Here is an 18,238-nt window from a genome sequence, read left to right as displayed (position 1 = left end):
CAGCAAAAGGAACCCCAGCCATGCCGCAATATGACAAGGCCGATGTCGAGCGCCGGATGAAGGGCGCGGTGGAATCGCTCAAGAGCGATCTTCAGGGCCTGCGCACGGGCCGTGCCAACACCACGCTGCTCGATCCGGTGCAGGTCGAGGTTTACGGCTCGATGATGCCGCTCCAGCAGGTCGCCACCGTCTCCGCTCCCGAACCGCGGATGCTGAGCGTGCAGGTGTGGGACAAGTCGAACCTCCACGCCGTGGAAAAGGCGATTGCCTATGCCAACCTCGGCTTGAACCCGATCATCGACGGCCAGACCTTGCGCCTGCCGATCCCCGATCTGACGCAGGAGCGCCGCAAGGAGCTGGCAAAGCTGGCGGGCCAGTATGCCGAAAAGGCCAAGATCGCGATCCGCAACGTGCGCCGCGATGCGATGGAAAGTCTCAAGACCGACGAGAAGAAGAAGGAAATCTCCGAGGACGACCGCAAGCGCTCCGAAGAGCAGGTCCAGAAGCTGACCGACCAATACGTCAAGGAAACCGACGAAGCGGCCGCCAAGAAGGAACAGGAAATCCTGACGCAGTAAGGCGGACAGGATTGTGGGGAACGGGTTGGACCAGTCGCGCGCCAGACATGTCGCCATCATCATGGATGGCAATGGCCGCTGGGCCAAGAAGCGTGCGCTCCCGCGTGCGGTGGGGCACCAGCGCGGGGTCGAGGCGGTGCGGCGGCTGGTGCGCTCGCTCGAGGGCACGGGGCTCGAATGTCTGACGCTCTACGCCTTTTCCTCGGAGAACTGGAAGCGCTCGGAGGATGAGGTCGATGATCTGATGAACCTGATGCGGAGGTTCATCAAATCCGACCTGCCCGAATTCGTCGCCAACAACGTGAAGCTCAAGATCATCGGCGACTGGCAGAGCCTCGCGCCCGATATCGTCGCGATGCTGGAAGACGCGCTGGCGCAGACCGCGAACGGCAACCAGACGCTGGCGGTGGCGCTCAACTATGGCGGGCAGCACGAGATCGCGCGCGCGGCGGCAAAGGCTGCGGCCAGCGGCGCGGTGACGATCGACACCATCGCCGCGCATCTCGATACCCACGATCTGCCGCCGCTCGACCTGCTCATTCGCACCAGCGGGGAAATCCGCCTGTCGAATTTCCTGCTGTGGCAGGCGGCCTATGCCGAGATGCTGTTCGTCGATACGCTGTGGCCTGACTTTGAACCGGCGCACCTCGCCCGTGCGCTCGATGATTTTGCCCGGAGGGAACGGCGCTATGGCGGACGGTGAAGTGCGGGTGCGCGATCCGCGCGCGGGGGTGAGCGATCTGCCGGTGCGGCTGGCGAGCGCGATCGTCATGCTGGTCCTGGCGGGCGGGGCGCTGTGGCTGGGCAGCTGGTTCTGGATCGGCTTCGTCGCGCTGCTGGCGGGCGGCGTGATCTGGGAATGGAACAAGCTGATCGAGCGCTTCGGCCTGTCCGGGCTGGGCGAGACGCTGTGGTTCTTCGCCGGCGTGGTCTATGTCGGCGGCGCGGCGCTGGCGATGGTGATCGTGCGCGCCGGGCTGGTCGATCTGTTTCCGGATTCGCCGGTGAAGGGCTATGCGCCGCTCGAAGTGCTGATCGTCTTTATCCTGCCGGTGATCGCGGTCGATGTTGGCGCCTATTTCGCCGGGCGCGCCATCGGCGGCCCCAAGATCGCGCCCAAGATCAGCCCGTCCAAGACCTGGGCGGGCCTCGCGGGCGGCGCGACGCTGGCGGCCCTGGTGGGCGTAGCGGTCGAACTCCTCTATTTCGCCCCCACCGCGACCCCCGGTTACAGCGGGTTGCGGATTGCGATGGCCGTGGTGGGCGGCATCCTTATCGCGGTGCTCGCGCAGGCGGGCGATTTCTTTGAAAGCTGGATGAAGCGGCGCGCGGGCGTGAAAGATTCCGGCAGCCTCATTCCGGGACATGGCGGCTTGTTCGACCGGCTCGACGGTTTCCTCGCGGTGTTCTTCGTGCTGTTTGTGATTGCCACGCTGCCCACTTTGCTGGGATGATGCAGGGCATGACGCGTTCCCTTACCCTGCTCGGCGCGACCGGATCGATCGGCGCTTCGACGCTCGATCTGGTGCGGCGCAACCGGGATGCGTGGGCTGTCGAGGCGCTGACGGCCCAATGCAGCGCGGCGGAGCTGGCGGCACTCGCGATCGAATTCGATGCCAAGCTGGCGGTGGTGGGTGACGAGACCTGCCTGCCCGAACTGCGCGAGGCGCTCGGCAGCAGCGGGATCGCGGCCGCAGGCGGTCGTCAGGCGCTGATCGAGGCGGCGGCGCGGCCCGTGGACATGACCGTGGCGGCGATCGTTGGCTGCGCAGGGCTCGCCCCGGTGATGGCGGCGGTCGAACGCGGCGGCACCATCGCGCTCGCCAACAAGGAAGCGCTGGTCTCGGCAGGCGAAGTGCTGATGGAAGCGGTCGCCCGGCACGGCGCGACGCTGCTGCCCACGGACTCCGAACACAACGCGATTTTCCAGTGCCTCGCCGGAAACCGGATCGAGGATGTCGCCAAGATCACCCTCACGGCCAGCGGCGGACCCTTGCGCACGTGGACGCAGGCGCAGCTCGATGCCGCCACTCCGGCGCAGGCCGTGGCGCATCCCAACTGGTCGATGGGCGCCAAGATCAGCGTCGATAGCGCGACCATGATGAACAAGGGGCTCGAATATATCGAGGCCTATCACCTCTTCCCGGTCGGACTGGAGCGTCTGGGGATCGTCGTCCATCCGCAAAGCGTGATCCATTCGATGGTCGAATTCCGCGACCGTTCGACGCTGGCGCAACTGGGCCCTTCGGACATGCGCGTGCCGATCGCCTCGTGTCTCGCCTGGCCGCAGCGGATGGAGACGCCGCTCAGCCCGCTCGACCTGGCGGCGATTGGCGAGCTGACCTTCCACGCGCCTGACGAAACGCGCTTCCCCGCCACCCGCCTTGCCCGCGATGCGATCAAGGCGGGCGGATCGGCGCCCGCGATCCTCAACGCCGCCAACGAGGTCGCGGTCGCCGCCTTCCTTGCCGGTCAGATCAGGTTCACCCGGATCGCGGCATTGGTCGAAGAGGTGTTGGCGCACAGCAATGACGCGCCGCGCCCGGCGAGCCTCGAGGAAGTGCTCGCCGTCGATCAATCCGCCCGGTTGCAGGCACAGTCCCTGCTGGAGACCCAAGCCCTTGTTTGAATCGCCCCCTTTCTGGATGTACGTGATCGGCTTCGCGCTGCTGCTCGGGCCGCTGGTGACCTTGCACGAGCTCGGCCACTATCTGGTCGGCCGGTGGTTCGGGGTGAAGGCCGAGGCTTTCTCGGTCGGCTTCGGCAAGGAGCTCGCGGGCTTCACCGACCGCCACGGCACTCGCTGGAAACTCTCGGCGCTGCCCTTGGGCGGCTATGTGCAGTTCAAGGGCGACATGAACCCCGCGAGCGTCCCCGATCCGCACGCGCCCGCAGAGCCGGGCTCGTTCCAGAACGCCGCGCTGTGGAAGCGCGCGCTGATCGTCGCGGCGGGGCCGGTCACCAATCTGCTGCTCGCGATTGGCATCTTCGCGGCCTTTTTCGCGATTATCGGCAAGCCGGTGATTGTCGACGAGGAAGATTCGCGCACCATCGGTGCCTTCTCCGAAGGCAGCGTGGCCGAAGCGGCGGGGATGCAGGTGGGCGACATCGTCGTCGCCATCGACGGGCGACCGATCCGCGATTTCACCGATCTCAAGACCAAGGTCGCGCTCCATCCGGGCAAGCGCATGATCTTCACTCTCGAACGCGAAGGCCGCCCGGTCGAGATCACGTTGACCACCGCGCGGGTCGAACGCACCGACTCGTTCGGCAATCCCAGCACCGAAGGCCTGATCGGCGTCGCGCCCGCAGGCGGCAAGTACGAGCTTGAAGAGGTTGGCGTTCTCGAAGCGATCCCGCTCGGCGTGAAGCAGAGCTGGGACTTCACCGGCATGATGATCACCGGGATCAAGCAGATCGTTACCGGCGAGCGTTCGGTCAAGGAACTGGGCGGGCCGCTCAAGATCGCCAAGTTCTCGGGCGAGCAGATGAGTCTGGGGGCCGCGGCCTTCATTCATTTCGCCGCACTGATCTCGCTTAATTTGGCATTCATCAACTTCTTGCCAATCCCCGCACTCGATGGCGGGCATCTGATGTTCTACGCGGCCGAGGCGATCCGCCGGAAGCCGGTGGGGCCGCAGGCGACCGAATGGGCCTATCGCACCGGCATCGCGCTGGTGCTGATGCTGATGGTGGTGGTGACGGTGAATGACATAATCTCCCTGCCCATCTTCGGAAGCTGACCGCCCGGAAGGCGGCAGGGCGGTGGAAACGCGCGAAGGCCGAGGGGCTCGCGGCTTGATTGCAGGGGACACATGGGGCACAGGCGTCCACGTCGACGCAAGGCGATGCGTGGCGCGGTGTCGGGACGATGGCAGGACGGCAGATCACGGGCGCAAAGCCTGCGGTGCCGAGGGTTGAGAACGGGATTTTAGCTGAATGAACCGATTGAGCGAGACGGGCGCAGGGCCGGTCACTGGCAAGCCTGCATCCGTGAAGGCCCCGCTGCGGCTGGCCAGCCTGCTGTGCTGCGGCTCGATCCTCGCCGGGATGCCGGCGATGGTGGCGGCACAGGAAGCCCCGGCTGAGTCTCAGCCCGCAGCGCCCGAGGCGCAGGCGCCGCGCAGCAACACCATCCGCACCATCACCGTGGTCGGTGCCGAACGGCTCGAGCCGACCACGATCCTCAGCTACATCCGTCTGCGGGTCGGGCAGGAATACACCGCCGTCGCGGCGGACGAGGCGCTCAAGGATCTGAGCGCGACGGAGCTTTTCGCCAATTACGCGATCCGCAATGATGGCGGCAATGTCGTCATCACCATCACCGAAAACCCGGTGATCAACCGCATTGTGCTCGAAGGCAACGAGCGGCTGAAGCCCGACAAGATCCTGCCCGAAATCAAGCTTTCGCCACGCCAGATCTTCACCCGCTCCAAGGTCCGCGCCGACGTTGCGCGCATCATCGAGCTCTACAAGCGGCAGGGGCGCTTCGCCGCCAAGGTTGAGCCCAAGCTGGTGCAGCTGCCGCAGAACCGCGTCGATATCGTGTTCGAGATCAGCGAAGGGCCCAAGTCCAAGGTTCGCCAGATCAACATCCTCGGCAACGAGAAGTTCTCCGACGGCAAGCTGCGCGGCGAGATGGTGACCAAGCAGGCGCGGCTCACCAGCTTCTTCAGTTCCAACACCAGCTACGATCCCGATCGTCTGGCGTTCGACCAGCAGAAGCTGCGCCAGTTCTACCTGACCGAAGGCTACGCAGATTTCCGCGTGGTTTCCGCCGTGGCCGAGCTGACGCCCGACCAGAAGGACTTCATCATCACCTATGTGGTGGAGGAGGGTGAGCGCTATACCTTCGGCGACGTCAAGGTCGACAGCCAGCTGCGCGACTTCGACAGCGACGTGATGAGCACCCAGCTGCCGATGCAGGACGGCGATTTCTACAACGCCAAGACGGTCGAGGACACGGTCGAGCAGCTGACCGAGCTGGCGGGCCGCTATGGCTATGCCTTCGCCGATGTGCAGCCGCGCTTCAACCGCGATGCCGACAACCGCAAGATGAACGTGACTTTCGTGCTGCGCGAGGCGCCGCGCGTCTATGTCGAGCGGGTCGACATTAACGGCAACACGCTGACGCAGGACAAGGTGATCCGCCGCGAATTCCGCTTGGCTGAGGGCGATGCCTTCAACAGCCTCGGCGTGCAGCGCACCACCGCGCGCATCAATTCGCTGGGCTATTTCCAGGAGAATTTCGAGGTCACCCAGACCGAAGGCAGCGCGCCCGACCGGATCATCCTCGAAGCCAATATCGAAGAGCGGCCGACGGGCGAATTGCAGTTCTCGGCGGGCTTCTCGTCGATCGAGCAGTTCATTCTGGCCGGCTCCATCCGCCAGCGCAATTTCCGCGGGCGCGGGCAGACCATCGGGCTCAGCGTCAATTATTCGCAGTTCTCGCGCTCGGCCCAGATCAGCTTCTCCGATCCCTATATTTTCGATCGCAACATTTCCGGCGGGATCGACATCTATCGCCGCGATTTCAACAGCTTCAACTTCACCGGCAACCAGCGCAACACCACCTTCGAACAGTCCACCACCGGCTTTTCGATGCGCGCCGGTGTGCCGCTGACCGAATACATGTCGCTGATCGGCAGCTACACGCTCAACTACGAGCAGGTGACGCTGGACGAGAACCTGTTCTTCTCAGACCTCAATGGCGACGGGGTGCGTGAGTGCGATCCGCTGCGCGCCGGGCGCTTCCTGTGCGATGCGATCGGCAACCGCCTGAGCTCGATCGTCGGGCTCAGCCTCAACTACAATTCGCTCAATTCGCGCCTCCGTCCGACGCGCGGGAAGACGATTTCGCTCAGCAGCGAGTTCGCGGGGCTGGGCGGGGACCAGCGCTACATCCGCCTGCGCGGGCGGGCGCAGCAGTTCTGGAACGTGGGCAATTCGGGCTTCATCTTCTCGGTGCTGGCCGAAGGGGGCACCATCGTACCCTTGCAGGAGCGTCCGGGCGCAGGGGTGGACGACATCCTGCTGACCGACCGCTTCTTCCTCGGCGAACCGCAGTTCCGCGGCTATGCCATCCGCGGGGTCGGTCCGCGCATCCTGACGCAGACCTCGCAGCTCGACCAGTTCAACCGTCCGGTCGTGGACGAGGATGGCAACATCCAATTCTTCACCGCCCGCAACCAGGTGCGTGACGATGCGATCGGCGGGCGCAACTACTACCTCGGCCGCGCCGAGCTCGAGATTCCGCTCGGCAGCGGTGCGCGCGAACTGGGCCTCAGGCCGTCGATCTGGGCCGACGTCGGCGCGCTGTGGGGCGTGGAGACCCCGGTGCTCACGGTCAACCCGGCCGGCACGCAGCTGACCAACGATGCCGGCGAGCTGCTCTACAGCACGCCGCCCGCCGGCGGCTCGTGCGGCTCGCTCAACCGCACGCCCACCACCAGCCCGACCCAGCCCGACGGCACACCCAACTGCCGCGAGATCCAGGGCGGCAGCAATATCCGCGAGCTGTTCCTCGGCAACACTCCCAGCCCGCGCATCACCGCCGGGATCGGGGTCAACTGGAACTCGCCCTTCGGACCTTTCCGTATCGATTTCGCTCAGTCCATTCGCAGTGTCGAAGGCGATGACGAGCGGCGTTTCACCTTCAACGTAGGGACTCAATTCTGATGACACGTCTTGCCCAGCTGCTCGCGCCTGCGGGCCTCATCCTCGCCGCCACTGCCGCGCTTCCGGCCCAGGCCCAGGTCGACGGCCGCATGGCCACGGTCGATGTCTCGCGCACCGTGATCGGCACCACCGCCTTCCAGACCGCCTACGAGCAGGTCAACACGACCTATGCCTCGCAGAACGAGCTGCGCCGCACCAAGGCGCAGGAGCGCCAGACCCTGCTCGCCAAGTTCGACAAGAACGGTGACAAGCAGGTCGACGATACCGAGCTCGCCGCGATGCAGAAGGCGCCCGACTATGCCAAGATCCAGACGCTCGAGCAGGAGATCGCCGGGCTGACCAACCAGATCGACGGTGCGCGGGTCTTCGCGGTCGAGCAGATCATCATGCAGTATGCCGCCGCGCTCAAGGACGTCACCGATGCCGATCAGATCAAGCTGGTGATCGACCCGGCCTCGCTGCTGTTCGCTCCGCCCGAGGCCGACATCACCCAGAAGGTGACCACCGCGCTCAACGCTCGCGTGCCCGCCGTCGGCGTGGTGCCGCCCGCCGGCTGGCAGCCGAGCCGCGAAGGCGTGCAGATCTATCAGGAGATCCAGCAGCGTCTCGCGCTCGCCGCGCAGTTCCAGGCGCAGCAGCAGGCTGCTGGTCAGCAGGGCAATCCCGAAGCCCCCGCGGGCCGCTGACGCAGACGCGGAGCAACGGACATGAGCGAGCCGGATAGCGCGGGCACGGCCCCGCTGGATTACGATATCGTCAAGATCCTCAATGCCTTGCCGCATCGCTATCCGCTGCTGCTGGTCGACCGGGTGAAGGCGATCCAGCTGGGAGAGCGCATTCACGCGGTCAAGGCCGTGAGCATGAACGAGCAGTTCTTCCAGGGCCATTTCCCCGGGGCGCCGATCATGCCCGGCGTGCTCCAGATCGAGGCGCTGGCGCAGGCCGCCGGCATCCTCGGGATCGAGACGATGGAGCTCGCCGGCACCGGCAAGCTGGTGATCTTCATGGGGATCGAGAACGCCAAGTTCCGCGCCCCCGTGACGCCGGGCTGCCTGCTCGATCTGCACGTCGAATTCACCCAGAAGCGCAGCCGCGTCTACAAGTTCAAGGGTGTGGCGAGCGTCGAGGGCAAGACGACCTGCGAGGTCGAATTCACCGCGATGATGGTGGATAATATGTGATGCGTGCGCACCCACATCCGCGGGTGCTTGTCCTCGCTCACGCGACCTGAAGGTCGCGTCGCTGCGGGCGGGCGGTCGCCCTTGCGATCGGCTTCGCCGACCGTACCGCAGTCAACATCTAAGGTTGCATTGCTACGCTTTCGCCACTAAGGCGCGCGCTTCCCATTCATAGCAGCGCCGGTCGGAACCGGCGCCACGCTCCAAAGGAATTGCATCATGAAGGCCGAAGGGCACCCCGATTATCACATGATCACGGTCAAGATGACCGATGGTACCGAATTCCAGACCCGCTCGACCTGGGGCAAGGAAGGCGATGTGCTCGCGCTCGAAATCGATCCGCTGAGCCACCCCGCCTGGACCGGCGGTCGTCAGCAGGTGCAGGAAGGCGGCCGTGTGGCGCAGTTCAACAAGCGTTTCGGCGGGCTCAGCCTCAAGAACAAGTAAGACCAGATCAGGGGCGGCCGCGCGCTGCCCCGACCGGTTCGCAGGCTTCGGCTTGCGTGAGGAGGGCGGCCCGACGGGGTCGCCCTTTTTGTTGCGTGCTCAGCCTTGCCAGGGCCGCTCGCGAAACCACTTGGTGATCACGTATTTGACGCCCTTGCGCACCTTCATCCCGTGGTGGAGCGTGGCATGATTGACGCCTCCGTCGGGCAGGCGATTGTTCCAGCACAGCAATTTGCCCGCCTCGGGCTGGAAGGTCTTGTCGAGCAGCTTGAACCGCGTCGCTCCGCCCGCGGCGACATCGTTGAGATAGACCATAAAGGTCCATGTGCGGTTGCCCGACAGCGCGCAGAAGCGCTGATAATCGCGGCCATCGGGGGCGAAATAGTCGGTGTGCGCCTTGAACTCCTGCCCTTCGGCATAGCGCTGGCCTTGCAGCGGCTCGCCATAGGCCGGGTCAATGCCGGAAAGCGCGGCAATCAGCGCCTCGATCTTCTGCACGGCGGGATGATCGGCGGGCAGGTCGCAGGTTTCGCTGGTGCGGAACACCGGATCGCCATTGTCGTCGGCAATGGTCGACGGGCGGCGATCGCGGTCGATCAGCGTGATCAGCTCGGCGGCCAGATCGGCGGGAGCGAATCGCTTGAGCTGGAACACGGCGGCCTTGGGGGTCGGCACGCGCTGGACGCCGGGCTGGTCGGCAAGGCGCGCGGCGACAGAATCGGCAAGGGTCGTCATCGCGCCCAAGGATAGAATGCGCCGGGGCCGAGGCAACGCTTTTGCAGCCCGCGCAACAATCTTGCGCGTTGCGGCGGAAAGCGCAGTTTTCGCTTCCCTTGGGCAAGGCTTTGTGCAAGAGGCGCGCCGCTCCTGACAGCGCACTTGACGGTGCGTTTGCCTTCCGTAATGCCGCCCGTCTCGCACGGGCTTGGCACCAGCCGGAAGGGTGGTATGCCGGCAGGGGTGTGTGGCGATCGTAGCTCAGTTGGTTAGAGCGCCGGTTTGTGGTACCGGAGGTCGGGGGTTCGAGACCCCTCGATCGCCCCATTTCTCCCCTGCTGCTGTCATGGCCCGCGCCCCACAGGGGAGACGACATGACCGCATTCTGGGCCGAGCCCGATTTCGACGCGCATGAGCAGGTGACGCTGGTTCACGATCGGGCCAGCGGGCTGACAGCAATCATCGCGGTGCATTCGACCCATCTCGGCCCTGCGGCGGGCGGCACGCGTTTCTGGCATTACAACGAACCGGCGGCCGCGATGCGCGATGTGCTGCGCCTGTCGCGCGGCATGAGCTACAAGAACGCCATGGCCGGCCTGCCGATGGGGGGCGGCAAGGCAGTGATCCTCGCCGATGAGCAGCGCATCAAGACCCCCGAATTGCTCGCCGCTTTCGGCGATGCGGTCGAAAGCCTGGGCGGGCGTTACGTCACCGCCGAGGATGTCGGCATCACCGAGGCCGACATGGTCGCGGTCTCGCAGCGCACCGCGCATGTCTCGGGCCTGCCGGTGGCTGGTGAGGGCAGCGCGGGCGGCGATCCGGGGCCGTTCACGGCCTATGGCATCTATCTCGGCATCAAGGCCGCGGTGGCGCACAAGCTGGGCAGAGAGAGCCTTCAGGGCGTCCATGTCGCGGTGCAGGGCACCGGCTCGGTCGGCGGCGGCGTCGCCCGCTTGCTGGCGCGCGACGGCGCGAAGCTGACGCTGGCCGACATCAACGAAGCCCGCGCGGCGACGCTGGCGAGCGAGCTGGGCGGGGTGGCGGTCGGCACCGACGCGATCATGACGACGCCGTGCGATGTCTTCAGCCCCAACGCGCTGGGCGCGATCCTCGACGATGCGGGCATCGCCGGGCTCGACTGCGCGATCGTCGCGGGCGGGGCGAACAACCAGCTCGCCCGGCCCGAACACGGCGCGGTGCTGGCGGCGCGCGACATCCTCTACGCGCCCGATTACGTCATCAACGCCGGCGGCATCATCTCGGTCGCGACCGAGTATCTCGCCCGGCGCGAAGGCCGCAGCGGTGATGTGGCGGAGGTGAACGCACTGGTCGAGCAGATCCCCGGACGGCTCGTGAGCATCTGGCAGGAAAGCGCGACGAGCGGTGTCTCGTCCGACGTGGTTGCCGACCGGATGGCCCAGAAACTGATCGGCCGCGGCTGATCGGACAGGGCCGGGATCGCGGCAAGGCGGGAACGAATGGCCTTGCCCGTGATTTGCTCTCTTGTCGGGAACGGGTGTAAGGCTACAAGCCCGGTCTGACACCACACATCATGCACATCTACGCCAACCCCACCCGATTCCTGAGCCTCGCCAGATGGCTTATGCCGCTCCTGTTCTGGAGCGGTCTGGTGCTGTCGGCGGGCGCTGTGGCCTGGGGCCTGTTCGTGGTCCCGCCCGACCGGCTGATGGGCGAGACGGTGCGGATCCTCTTCATCCACGTGCCTGCCGCATGGCTCGGCATGGGGGGCTGGGCGGGGATCGCGATTTCCTCTGCCATGCTGCTGATCTGGAAGCATCCGCTGGCGGCGCTCTCGGCGCGGGCGATTGCTGTGCCGGGGATGGTGTTCTGCGCGATCTGTCTTGCCACCGGCTCGATCTGGGGCCGCCCGACATGGGGCACCTGGTGGGAGTGGGACGGGCGGCTGACCTCGATGCTGGTGCTGCTGTTCCTCTACGCGGGCTACATCGCGCTGACCGAGGCGGCGGAGAAGGAAGGCTCTTCTTCGCGGATCGCCGCGATTTTCGGGATGGTGGGTGCGGTCAACGTGCCGATCATCAACCGCTCCGTGGTGTGGTGGAACTCGCTCCACCAGCCGCCGAGCATCACCGCAGGCAAGAGCGCGATCGAGGCGACCTTCCTCGTCCCGCTGCTGGTGGCGGTGGTGGGCTTCTCGCTGCTGTTCGGCGCGATCGTGCTGATGCGGATGCGCGCGCTGATCGCCGAAGCTCAGGTCGAAGCGCGTCTGCGCCGCCGCGCGCTCGACGATGATGCCCCCGCACCCGCAGCCCCGGCGATGGAGCAGGCGTGATGCGCGAGCAGTTGAACCAGTGGGATTTCGTCCTGATGGCCTATGGCGTCGGCATCCTGGCTCTGGCATTGCTGATCGCGTGGGCATGGCGCTCCATGACGCGCGCCGAAGCCCGGCGCGACGCGGCGCGGCGGCGCTGAACGGAAAGCGAGAAATGAAGGCCAAGCATCAACGTCTGATCCTCGTGATCATCGCCCTGCTGGCAATCGTCGGTGCAGGGCTGCTGGCGGCATGGTCCTTGCGCAATCAGGCGAATTATTTCTACCTGCCCGAGCAGATGGCCTCCGATCCGCCCGAAGTCGGTCAGGCCGTGCGGCTCGGCGGGATGGTGAAGGCCGGGTCGATCACAACCATGCCTGACGGGGTGACGGTCGACTTCATGGTCACCGGCAACACCGCCGATGCCATACCCGTGCGTTACAGCGGCATCCTGCCCGATCTCTTCGTCGAGAATTCCGGCGTGGTTGCCGAGGGCAGCCTTGGGCCGGACGGCGTGTTTGTGGCGACCAACCTCCTCGCCAAGCATGACGAGAATTACGTGCCCAAGGAGCTCGAGGGCATGGGCACCGAACAGGCGGCCAAGATGGCTTCGGAAACCACGGTGGGCCTCAAGCCATGATCGCCGAGATCGGCCTTGCCGCGCTGTGGCTCGCCGCCGCGCTGGCGGTGCTGCAGATGGTTTCGGGTGCCTTTGCGCTGAAGGCGGCGGAGGGCGAGGTCAATCCGCTGGCGATCTACGCGCGCCCCGCAGCCGTCGTGCAGGCCGCACTGGCTGTGCTCGCTTTCGTGATGCTGCTCTATGCCTTTGCGGTCACCGACCTGTCGATCAAGCTGGTGGCGAGCAATTCGCACTCGATGAAGCCCTTCATCTACAAGCTCACCGGCACTTGGGGGAATCACGAGGGCTCGATGCTGCTGTGGGTCGGCGTGCTGGCGCTGTCGGGCGGGATGCTCGCCGCCTTCGAGCGCCGCCTGCCCGAACGCACGATGGGCGCGACGCTGGCGGTGCAGGGCTTCGTGGCGCTGGGCTTCTATGCCTTTCTGCTGCTGTCCTCCAACCCCTTCGAGCGCCTGCCGGTGCCCGCTGCCGAGGGCTCTGGCCTCAACCCGCTGCTGCAGGACATCGGCCTCGCGATTCACCCGCCGACGCTTTACGCAGGCTATGTCGGGCTGTCGGTTGCCTTCAGCCTCGCGATGGGCGCGCTGCTGACGCGCGAGGTCAATCCCGCTTTTGCCCGCGTAATGCGCCCGTGGGTGCTGGGCGCGTGGGTGCTGCTGACCTTCGGGATCACGGCAGGCTCCTACTGGGCCTATTACGAGCTGGGCTGGGGCGGCTGGTGGTTCTGGGACCCGGTCGAGAACGCCTCCCTGATGCCTTGGCTGGCGGCGACCGCGCTGATGCATTCGGTGAGCGTGCTGGCCGCGCGCGATGCGCTCCGGACGTGGACGATCATGCTTGGCGTGCTTGCCTTTTCGATGTCGATGCTGGGCACTTTCCTCGTGCGCTCGGGCGTGCTGACCTCGGTTCACGCCTTCGCGGTCGACCCGGAGCGCGGGGCCTTCATCCTCGGGCTGCTGGGCCTCTATATCGGCGGGGCCTTCACCATCTTCGCCCTGCGTGCGGGCGCCGTTGCCGAGGGCAAGCGCTTTGCCGTCACCAGCCGCGAGGGCGCGCTGGTGTTCAATAATGTGATGCTCTCGGCGATCCTCGCGATCGTGCTGCTGGGCACGCTCTACCCGCTGCTGACCGAGGCATTCGACGTGCGCGTTTCGGTCGGCCCGCCCTATTTCAATCCGGCCTCCGCGATCTTCGCGATCCCGATGTTCCTCGTCATGGCGGTCGGCCCGCTGCTGCGCTGGCGATCGGACAAGCCCGCGCGCATCCAGTTCGAGATGCTGCTGCTCGCTTCGCTCCTGATCGCGGTGATCGCGCTGGTCAGTTTCTTCGGCAGCTATCCCTTCCTGCCGCTGCTCGGCCTCGGCCTTGCCGCCGCGCTGGCTGTCGCTGCCGTCCTGCCGCTGCGTGGCCGCAAGCTCGCGCGCGTGCCGGTGGCGACTTGGGGCATGGTCCTCGCCCATTTCGGCGTCGCGGTCGCGCTGTTCGGGATGGCCTGCGAAGGTGCCTTTTCGGAAGAGCGCCTCGCCGCAGTCGCGCCGGGCGGCACGGAGCAGATCGGCGATTTCGCCGTCACGCTCGAAAGCGTGGCGCCGGTCGCCGGGCCGAACTGGACCGCAATCGAGGCGCGGCTCGCGGTGCGGCAGGATGGCGGCGCGCCGGTGCTGCTCAATCCTCAGGCACGCAGCTTCTGGTCTCCGCCGCAATCGACTTCCGAAAGCGCGCTGCTGACGAAATGGAACGGCCAGCTCTACGCCGTAATCGGCAATCAGGCCGAAGACGGGCGCTGGCAGATCCGGCTGTGGTGGAAGCCCTTCGTCACCTTCATCTGGTATGGCGGATTGCTGATCGCGCTGGGCGGAATCCTGTCGATCGCCGGGCGGGTGAGGGTCGACGTGAAGCGCCGCGCGGCGATTGCCAAGGGTGCGCAGCGGCGCGCCGATCTCGATGCGCTCGGCGGCGTGCCCGCACCGGTTCCGGCGGAGTAGAGCGCCATGCGTTCCCGGCTGATCCTGTGGGTGCCGCTCGCCCTGTTTGCCTTCTTCGCCGGGCTCGCGGCCTTCATGCTGACACAGGAGAAGGACCAGTTCGTCGAAAGCACAATGATCGGCCGCCCGCTGCCCGACTTCGCGCTCGATCCCGCCTTCGAGGGTCTGCCGGGCGCTGCCAAGGCGGATTTCGGCGGGGAGCCCAAGCTGCTCAATATTTGGGCAAGCTGGTGCACCCCCTGCATCGCCGAGGCTCCGCAGCTCGAAGCCTTGAAAGCGCAGGGTGCCCAAATCATAGGCATCGCCATCCGCGACCGGCCCGAGGATGTCGCGCGCTTCCTCGCCCGCTACGGCAACCCCTATACCCGCATCGGCAGCGACCCGATTTCCGAGGTGCAGCTCGGCATCGGCTCCTCGGGCGTGCCCGAGACTTTCGTGATCGATGGCAAGGGCGTGATCCGCTACCAGCATATCGGCGACATTCGCGAAAGCGACGTGCCGGTGCTGCTGGCAGAACTGGAGAAGGCACGATGATCCGGGCTCTTGCCGCGCTGCTTCTCGCGCTGCTCGCGCTGCCCGCGCTGGCGCAGGACACCATGCCGCCTGCGCCCTATGCCTATAACCAGCTCGACGACCCCCGGCTCGAGGCCGACGCGAGCGCGCTGATGCACACCTTGCGCTGCCTCAAGTGCCAGTCGCAGTCGATCGCCGACAGCGACGCGCCGATGGCGGGCGACATGCGCCATCAGGTGCGCGCGCGCATCCTTGCGGGCGAAAGCCCCGAACAGATCCGCAGCTGGCTGATCGAGCGCTATGGCGATTACGTCAGCTACGAGCCCGAGGTGAGCAGCACCACTTGGCCGCTGTTCGCGGTACCGGTGCTGGTAATCCTGCTTGTCGGCGGGGTGCTGGCGCGGCGGCTCGGCAAGCGGCGCGACGATGCGGGAGAGCGGACATGATCGGCGGATGGCTTGCGGTCGCGGCGCTGGCGCTGGCGGCTTTCGCGCTGGCGGTGCTGGTGCTGCGGCTCCCGCGCGAGGGGATGACGCTGTTCGGCGCGGTGCTGGTGTTCGGGCTTGCGGGCTATGCCTGGCAGGGTTCGCCCGGCCAGCCTGCCGCGCCCAAAGCCGAAGCGCGCAAAGCCAGCCAGCAGGGCGAGGCGATGGTGGAGGGCCGCGCCGCGCTGTTCGACCGCACTCTGCCGCCACCCGCCTATCTCCTCACCTCGGACGCCTTTGCGCGGCAGGGCCAGTTTGCCGATGCCGCGGGGCTATTGCAGCAGGGCCTGCGTGACAATCCGCGCGACATGGAAAGCTGGCTCGCGCTGGGGATGGCGCTGGTCGGCCACGCCGATGGCTTCGTCACGCCGGCGGCGGTGCAGGCCTTCGGCCGCGCCCGCGCGATCGACCCGGAACATCCGGGTGCGGACTACTTCCTCGGGTTCGCCTATCTCCAGAGCGGCGAGATCGTCGCCGCGCGCAATGTCTGGCAGGGGCTGATCGAACGCTCGCCCCCGGACGCGCCGTGGCGAGAGGGGCTTGCGGCCGAGGTCGCGCGAATGGATGACATGATCGCCCGCGCACCGATGTTGCAGGGCCGTTGATGCGTGTTTGTCCCCTGCGTGTCACGCGCGGGGATGTTGTTGCAGGTGCGAAAGGACGGTGCTAGGCGCGCCGCCTTGCCGGACACGAGTCTCGTGGGCCGGATGGGCAGTACCGGGGGGATACGGGAAATCCGATTGACATGAGCACACCCGCCTCCTCCTCGCCCGATCCTTCGGCCGTGCCGGTCGAAAACAGCCACGGTCACGGCGCCTCGACCGTGACGCTCGCCGTTGGCGCGGTGGGCGTGGTGTTCGGCGACATCGGCACCAGCCCGCTCTACGCCTTCCGCGAAACCTTCGCCTCGCATCACGGCGCGCCCGGCATTTCGCCCGACGCTGCGCATATCCATGGTGTGCTGAGCCTGGTGTTCTGGTCGATGATGATGGTGGTGACGGTCAAATACGTCCTCACCATCACCCGCGCCGACAACAAGGGCGAGGGCGGGAGCCTGGCGCTGCTGGCGCTGATCCGCCGCGCTTCGGACAGCGCCGGATGGACCGCGCCGCTGGTGCTGCTCGGCGTGTTCGCCACCGCGCTGTTCTACGGCGACTCCATGATCACGCCCGCGATCTCGGTGCTCTCGGCCACGGAGGGGCTGCAATATATCGTCCCCGGCTTCAAACCGTGGATCGTGCCGACCGCGATCGCGATTCTCGTCTGCCTCTTCGCGCTGCAATCGCGCGGGACGGAGCGGGTGGGCAAGCTGTTCGGCCCGGTGATGCTGACCTATTTCGCGATGCTGGCGACGCTGGGCGTGATGCATCTCAGCGCCAATCCGGCGATCATCCTCGAGACGATCAATCCCCTGAACGCGCTCAATTTCTTCATTACCGACGGCTTCACCGCCTTCATCGCGCTGGGCAGCGTGGTGCTGGCGGTGACGGGGGCCGAGGCGCTCTATGCCGACATGGGCCATTTCGGGCGCAAGCCGATCGGGATTTCGTGGCTCACCTTCGTCTTCCCCGCGCTGATGCTCAACTACATGGGGCAGGGTGCGCTGGTGCTGTCGCAGACCTCGCCCGCGGCGACGGTGGCGCTGATCGAGGATCCCTTCTTCCTCATGATCCCCGACATGGTGCGCGTGCCGGTGATCATCCTTGCCCTGCTGGCGACGATCATCGCCAGCCAGGCTGTGATCTCGGGCGCGTTCAGTCTCACCCAGCAGGCGATCCAGCTGGGCTTCATCCCGCGCATGGAAATCCACCACACCAGCGCCACGGCGGCGGGGCAGATCTATATCCCGGCGATCAACTGGGGCCTGATGGTGATGGTGATCCTGCTGGTGCTATTCTTCCAGTCGTCGAGCAACCTTGCCGCCGCCTACGGGATCGCGGTGACGGGGGCGATGTTCATCGACACGCTGCTGCTCGCTGCCGTGCTGACCGCGCTGTGGCGCTGGCCGCTGTGGAAGGCGCTGCCGCTGATCGCAGTGTTCCTGATCGTCGACATCGCCTATTTCGGCGCGAATCTCATCAAGGTGCCGCAGGGCGGATGGGTGCCGCTCGCCATCGGGTTCCTGATCTTCACGCTGCTCACCACCTGGGCGCGCGGGCGCAAGCTGATGCGCGAACGGATGAGCGAGAGCGCGCTGCCGCTCGAAATCTTCGCCAAATCGGCCAAGAACTCCGCGCTGCGCGTGCCCGGCACGGCGATCTTCATGGCTTCGAGCACCGCTGGCGTGCCCTCCGCGCTGCTGCACAACATCAAGCACAACAAGGTGCTGCACGAGCGCGTGGTGATCCTCACCATCGGGATTGCCGACGTGCCCTTCGTCGACCCTGCAACCCGCTGCGAGATGACCGATCTGGGCGACGGCTTCTACCGCGCGGTGCTGCATTACGGCTTCATGGAGGAGACCGACGTGCCGCACGGCCTCAAGTCGATGCAGCGCTGCGGGGGTGACTTCGACATGATGCACACCAGCTTCTTCCTCTCGCGCCAGACGCTGCTGCCCTCGGAAAAGCCCGCCATGCCGCTGTGGCGCGAGAAGATCTTCGCATGGTTGCTGCGCAATTCGGCAAGCGCGATGGATTTCTTCAAGCTGCCCACAAACCGCGTGGTGGAGCTGGGGAGTCAGGTGGAAATTTAGCAGCGACTTAATAGCTTCATCCTATAGTCATC

19 protein-coding genes and 1 tRNA gene are annotated in these 18,238 nt (G+C 66.1%); 19 read left to right on the top strand and 1 reads right to left on the bottom strand.

Annotated features, from left to right (window positions below; all coding sequences use genetic code 11):
* Positions 1-20: 20 nt before the first annotated feature.
* The 9 genes from frr (at position 21) to rpmE (ending at position 8,881) form a co-directional block, all read left to right on the top strand.
* A complete protein-coding gene (gene frr / locus E2E27_RS13745; RefSeq protein WP_141460052.1) occupies positions 21-578 on the top strand; it encodes a ribosome recycling factor in 558 nt (185 codons plus the stop codon).
* A 61-nt stretch (positions 579-639) separates the two neighbouring features.
* Positions 640-1,281 (top strand): polyprenyl diphosphate synthase, encoded by a 642-nt coding sequence (gene uppS / locus E2E27_RS13740; protein ID WP_234036271.1) that lies wholly within the window; start codon positions 640-642, stop codon positions 1,279-1,281.
* A complete protein-coding gene (locus tag E2E27_RS13735) occupies positions 1,268-2,032 on the top strand; it encodes a phosphatidate cytidylyltransferase (protein ID WP_141460050.1) in 765 nt (254 codons plus the stop codon). The genes uppS and E2E27_RS13735 overlap by 14 nt, the downstream gene beginning before the upstream one ends.
* Positions 2,033-2,040: 8 nt before the next feature.
* Positions 2,041-3,207: a 1-deoxy-D-xylulose-5-phosphate reductoisomerase gene (dxr, locus tag E2E27_RS13730; RefSeq protein WP_141460048.1), complete on the top strand. Its 1,167-nt coding sequence runs from the start codon at positions 2,041-2,043 to the stop codon at positions 3,205-3,207.
* Between the two features lie 16 nt (positions 3,208-3,223).
* Positions 3,224-4,321: an RIP metalloprotease RseP gene (gene rseP, locus E2E27_RS13725; RefSeq protein WP_141461907.1), complete on the top strand. Its 1,098-nt coding sequence runs from the start codon at positions 3,224-3,226 to the stop codon at positions 4,319-4,321.
* A gap of 196 nt (positions 4,322-4,517) precedes the next feature.
* On the top strand, positions 4,518-7,256 hold the full coding sequence (gene bamA / locus E2E27_RS13720) for an outer membrane protein assembly factor BamA (protein ID WP_141460046.1): 2,739 nt from the start codon (positions 4,518-4,520) through the stop codon (positions 7,254-7,256).
* The gene (locus E2E27_RS13715; RefSeq protein ID WP_141460044.1) at positions 7,256-7,942 is read left to right on the top strand and encodes an OmpH/Skp family outer membrane protein; all 687 of its coding nucleotides are present in this window, start codon (positions 7,256-7,258) and stop codon (positions 7,940-7,942) included. Before bamA ends, E2E27_RS13715 begins: the two co-directional genes overlap by 1 nt.
* Before the next feature lie 21 nt (positions 7,943-7,963).
* Entirely contained in the window at positions 7,964-8,437 is a 474-nt protein-coding gene (gene fabZ / locus E2E27_RS13710) for a 3-hydroxyacyl-ACP dehydratase FabZ (protein WP_141460042.1), read from the top strand.
* Positions 8,438-8,653: 216 nt separating this feature from the next.
* Entirely contained in the window at positions 8,654-8,881 is a 228-nt protein-coding gene (rpmE, locus tag E2E27_RS13705) for a 50S ribosomal protein L31 (protein WP_141460040.1), read from the top strand.
* Positions 8,882-8,980: 99 nt separating this feature from the next.
* On the opposite strand, the gene E2E27_RS13700 is transcribed toward rpmE, so the two are convergent.
* Positions 8,981-9,616, bottom strand: coding sequence for a prolyl hydroxylase family protein (locus E2E27_RS13700; RefSeq protein WP_141460038.1), 636 nt, complete (start codon positions 9,614-9,616; stop codon positions 8,981-8,983).
* Positions 9,617-9,848: 232 nt separating this feature from the next.
* On the opposite strand from E2E27_RS13700, the gene E2E27_RS13695 reads away from it, so the two are divergent.
* The 10 genes from E2E27_RS13695 (at position 9,849) to E2E27_RS13655 (ending at position 18,206) form a co-directional block, all read left to right on the top strand.
* Positions 9,849-9,925, top strand: a tRNA-His gene (locus E2E27_RS13695).
* A gap of 47 nt (positions 9,926-9,972) precedes the next feature.
* Positions 9,973-11,040, top strand: coding sequence for a Glu/Leu/Phe/Val family dehydrogenase (locus E2E27_RS13690; protein ID WP_141460036.1), 1,068 nt, complete (start codon positions 9,973-9,975; stop codon positions 11,038-11,040).
* Positions 11,041-11,150: 110 nt separating this feature from the next.
* Positions 11,151-11,909, top strand: coding sequence for a heme ABC transporter permease CcmC (ccmC, locus tag E2E27_RS13685; RefSeq protein ID WP_141460034.1), 759 nt, complete (start codon positions 11,151-11,153; stop codon positions 11,907-11,909).
* Positions 11,909-12,049, top strand: a complete 141-nt coding sequence (locus E2E27_RS18795; protein WP_181443451.1) for a hypothetical protein — start codon at positions 11,909-11,911, stop codon at positions 12,047-12,049. The genes ccmC and E2E27_RS18795 overlap by 1 nt, the downstream gene beginning before the upstream one ends.
* A 14-nt stretch (positions 12,050-12,063) precedes the next feature.
* Positions 12,064-12,528, top strand: coding sequence for a cytochrome c maturation protein CcmE (gene ccmE / locus E2E27_RS13680; RefSeq protein ID WP_141460032.1), 465 nt, complete (start codon positions 12,064-12,066; stop codon positions 12,526-12,528).
* Positions 12,525-14,513, top strand: a complete 1,989-nt coding sequence (locus tag E2E27_RS13675; protein ID WP_141460030.1) for a heme lyase CcmF/NrfE family subunit — start codon at positions 12,525-12,527, stop codon at positions 14,511-14,513. The genes ccmE and E2E27_RS13675 overlap by 4 nt, the downstream gene beginning before the upstream one ends.
* A 6-nt stretch (positions 14,514-14,519) precedes the next feature.
* The gene (locus E2E27_RS13670) at positions 14,520-15,047 is read left to right on the top strand and encodes a DsbE family thiol:disulfide interchange protein (RefSeq protein ID WP_141460028.1); all 528 of its coding nucleotides are present in this window, start codon (positions 14,520-14,522) and stop codon (positions 15,045-15,047) included.
* Positions 15,044-15,472 carry a cytochrome c-type biogenesis protein gene (locus E2E27_RS13665; RefSeq protein WP_141460026.1) on the top strand — a complete coding sequence of 143 codons (429 nt, stop codon included), beginning with the start codon at positions 15,044-15,046 and terminating at the stop codon, positions 15,470-15,472. Before E2E27_RS13670 ends, E2E27_RS13665 begins: the two co-directional genes overlap by 4 nt.
* The gene (locus E2E27_RS13660) at positions 15,469-16,116 is read left to right on the top strand and encodes a tetratricopeptide repeat protein (protein WP_141460024.1); all 648 of its coding nucleotides are present in this window, start codon (positions 15,469-15,471) and stop codon (positions 16,114-16,116) included. The genes E2E27_RS13665 and E2E27_RS13660 overlap by 4 nt, the downstream gene beginning before the upstream one ends.
* Positions 16,117-16,256: 140 nt before the next feature.
* Positions 16,257-18,206 carry a potassium transporter Kup gene (locus E2E27_RS13655; protein WP_141460022.1) on the top strand — a complete coding sequence of 650 codons (1,950 nt, stop codon included), beginning with the start codon at positions 16,257-16,259 and terminating at the stop codon, positions 18,204-18,206.
* Positions 18,207-18,238: the final 32 nt, after the last annotated feature.

Source organism: Porphyrobacter sp. YT40, assembly GCF_006542605.1.
Lineage (GTDB): Bacteria > Pseudomonadota > Alphaproteobacteria > Sphingomonadales > Sphingomonadaceae > Erythrobacter.
This window is presented reverse-complemented; position numbering and strand designations above follow the sequence as displayed.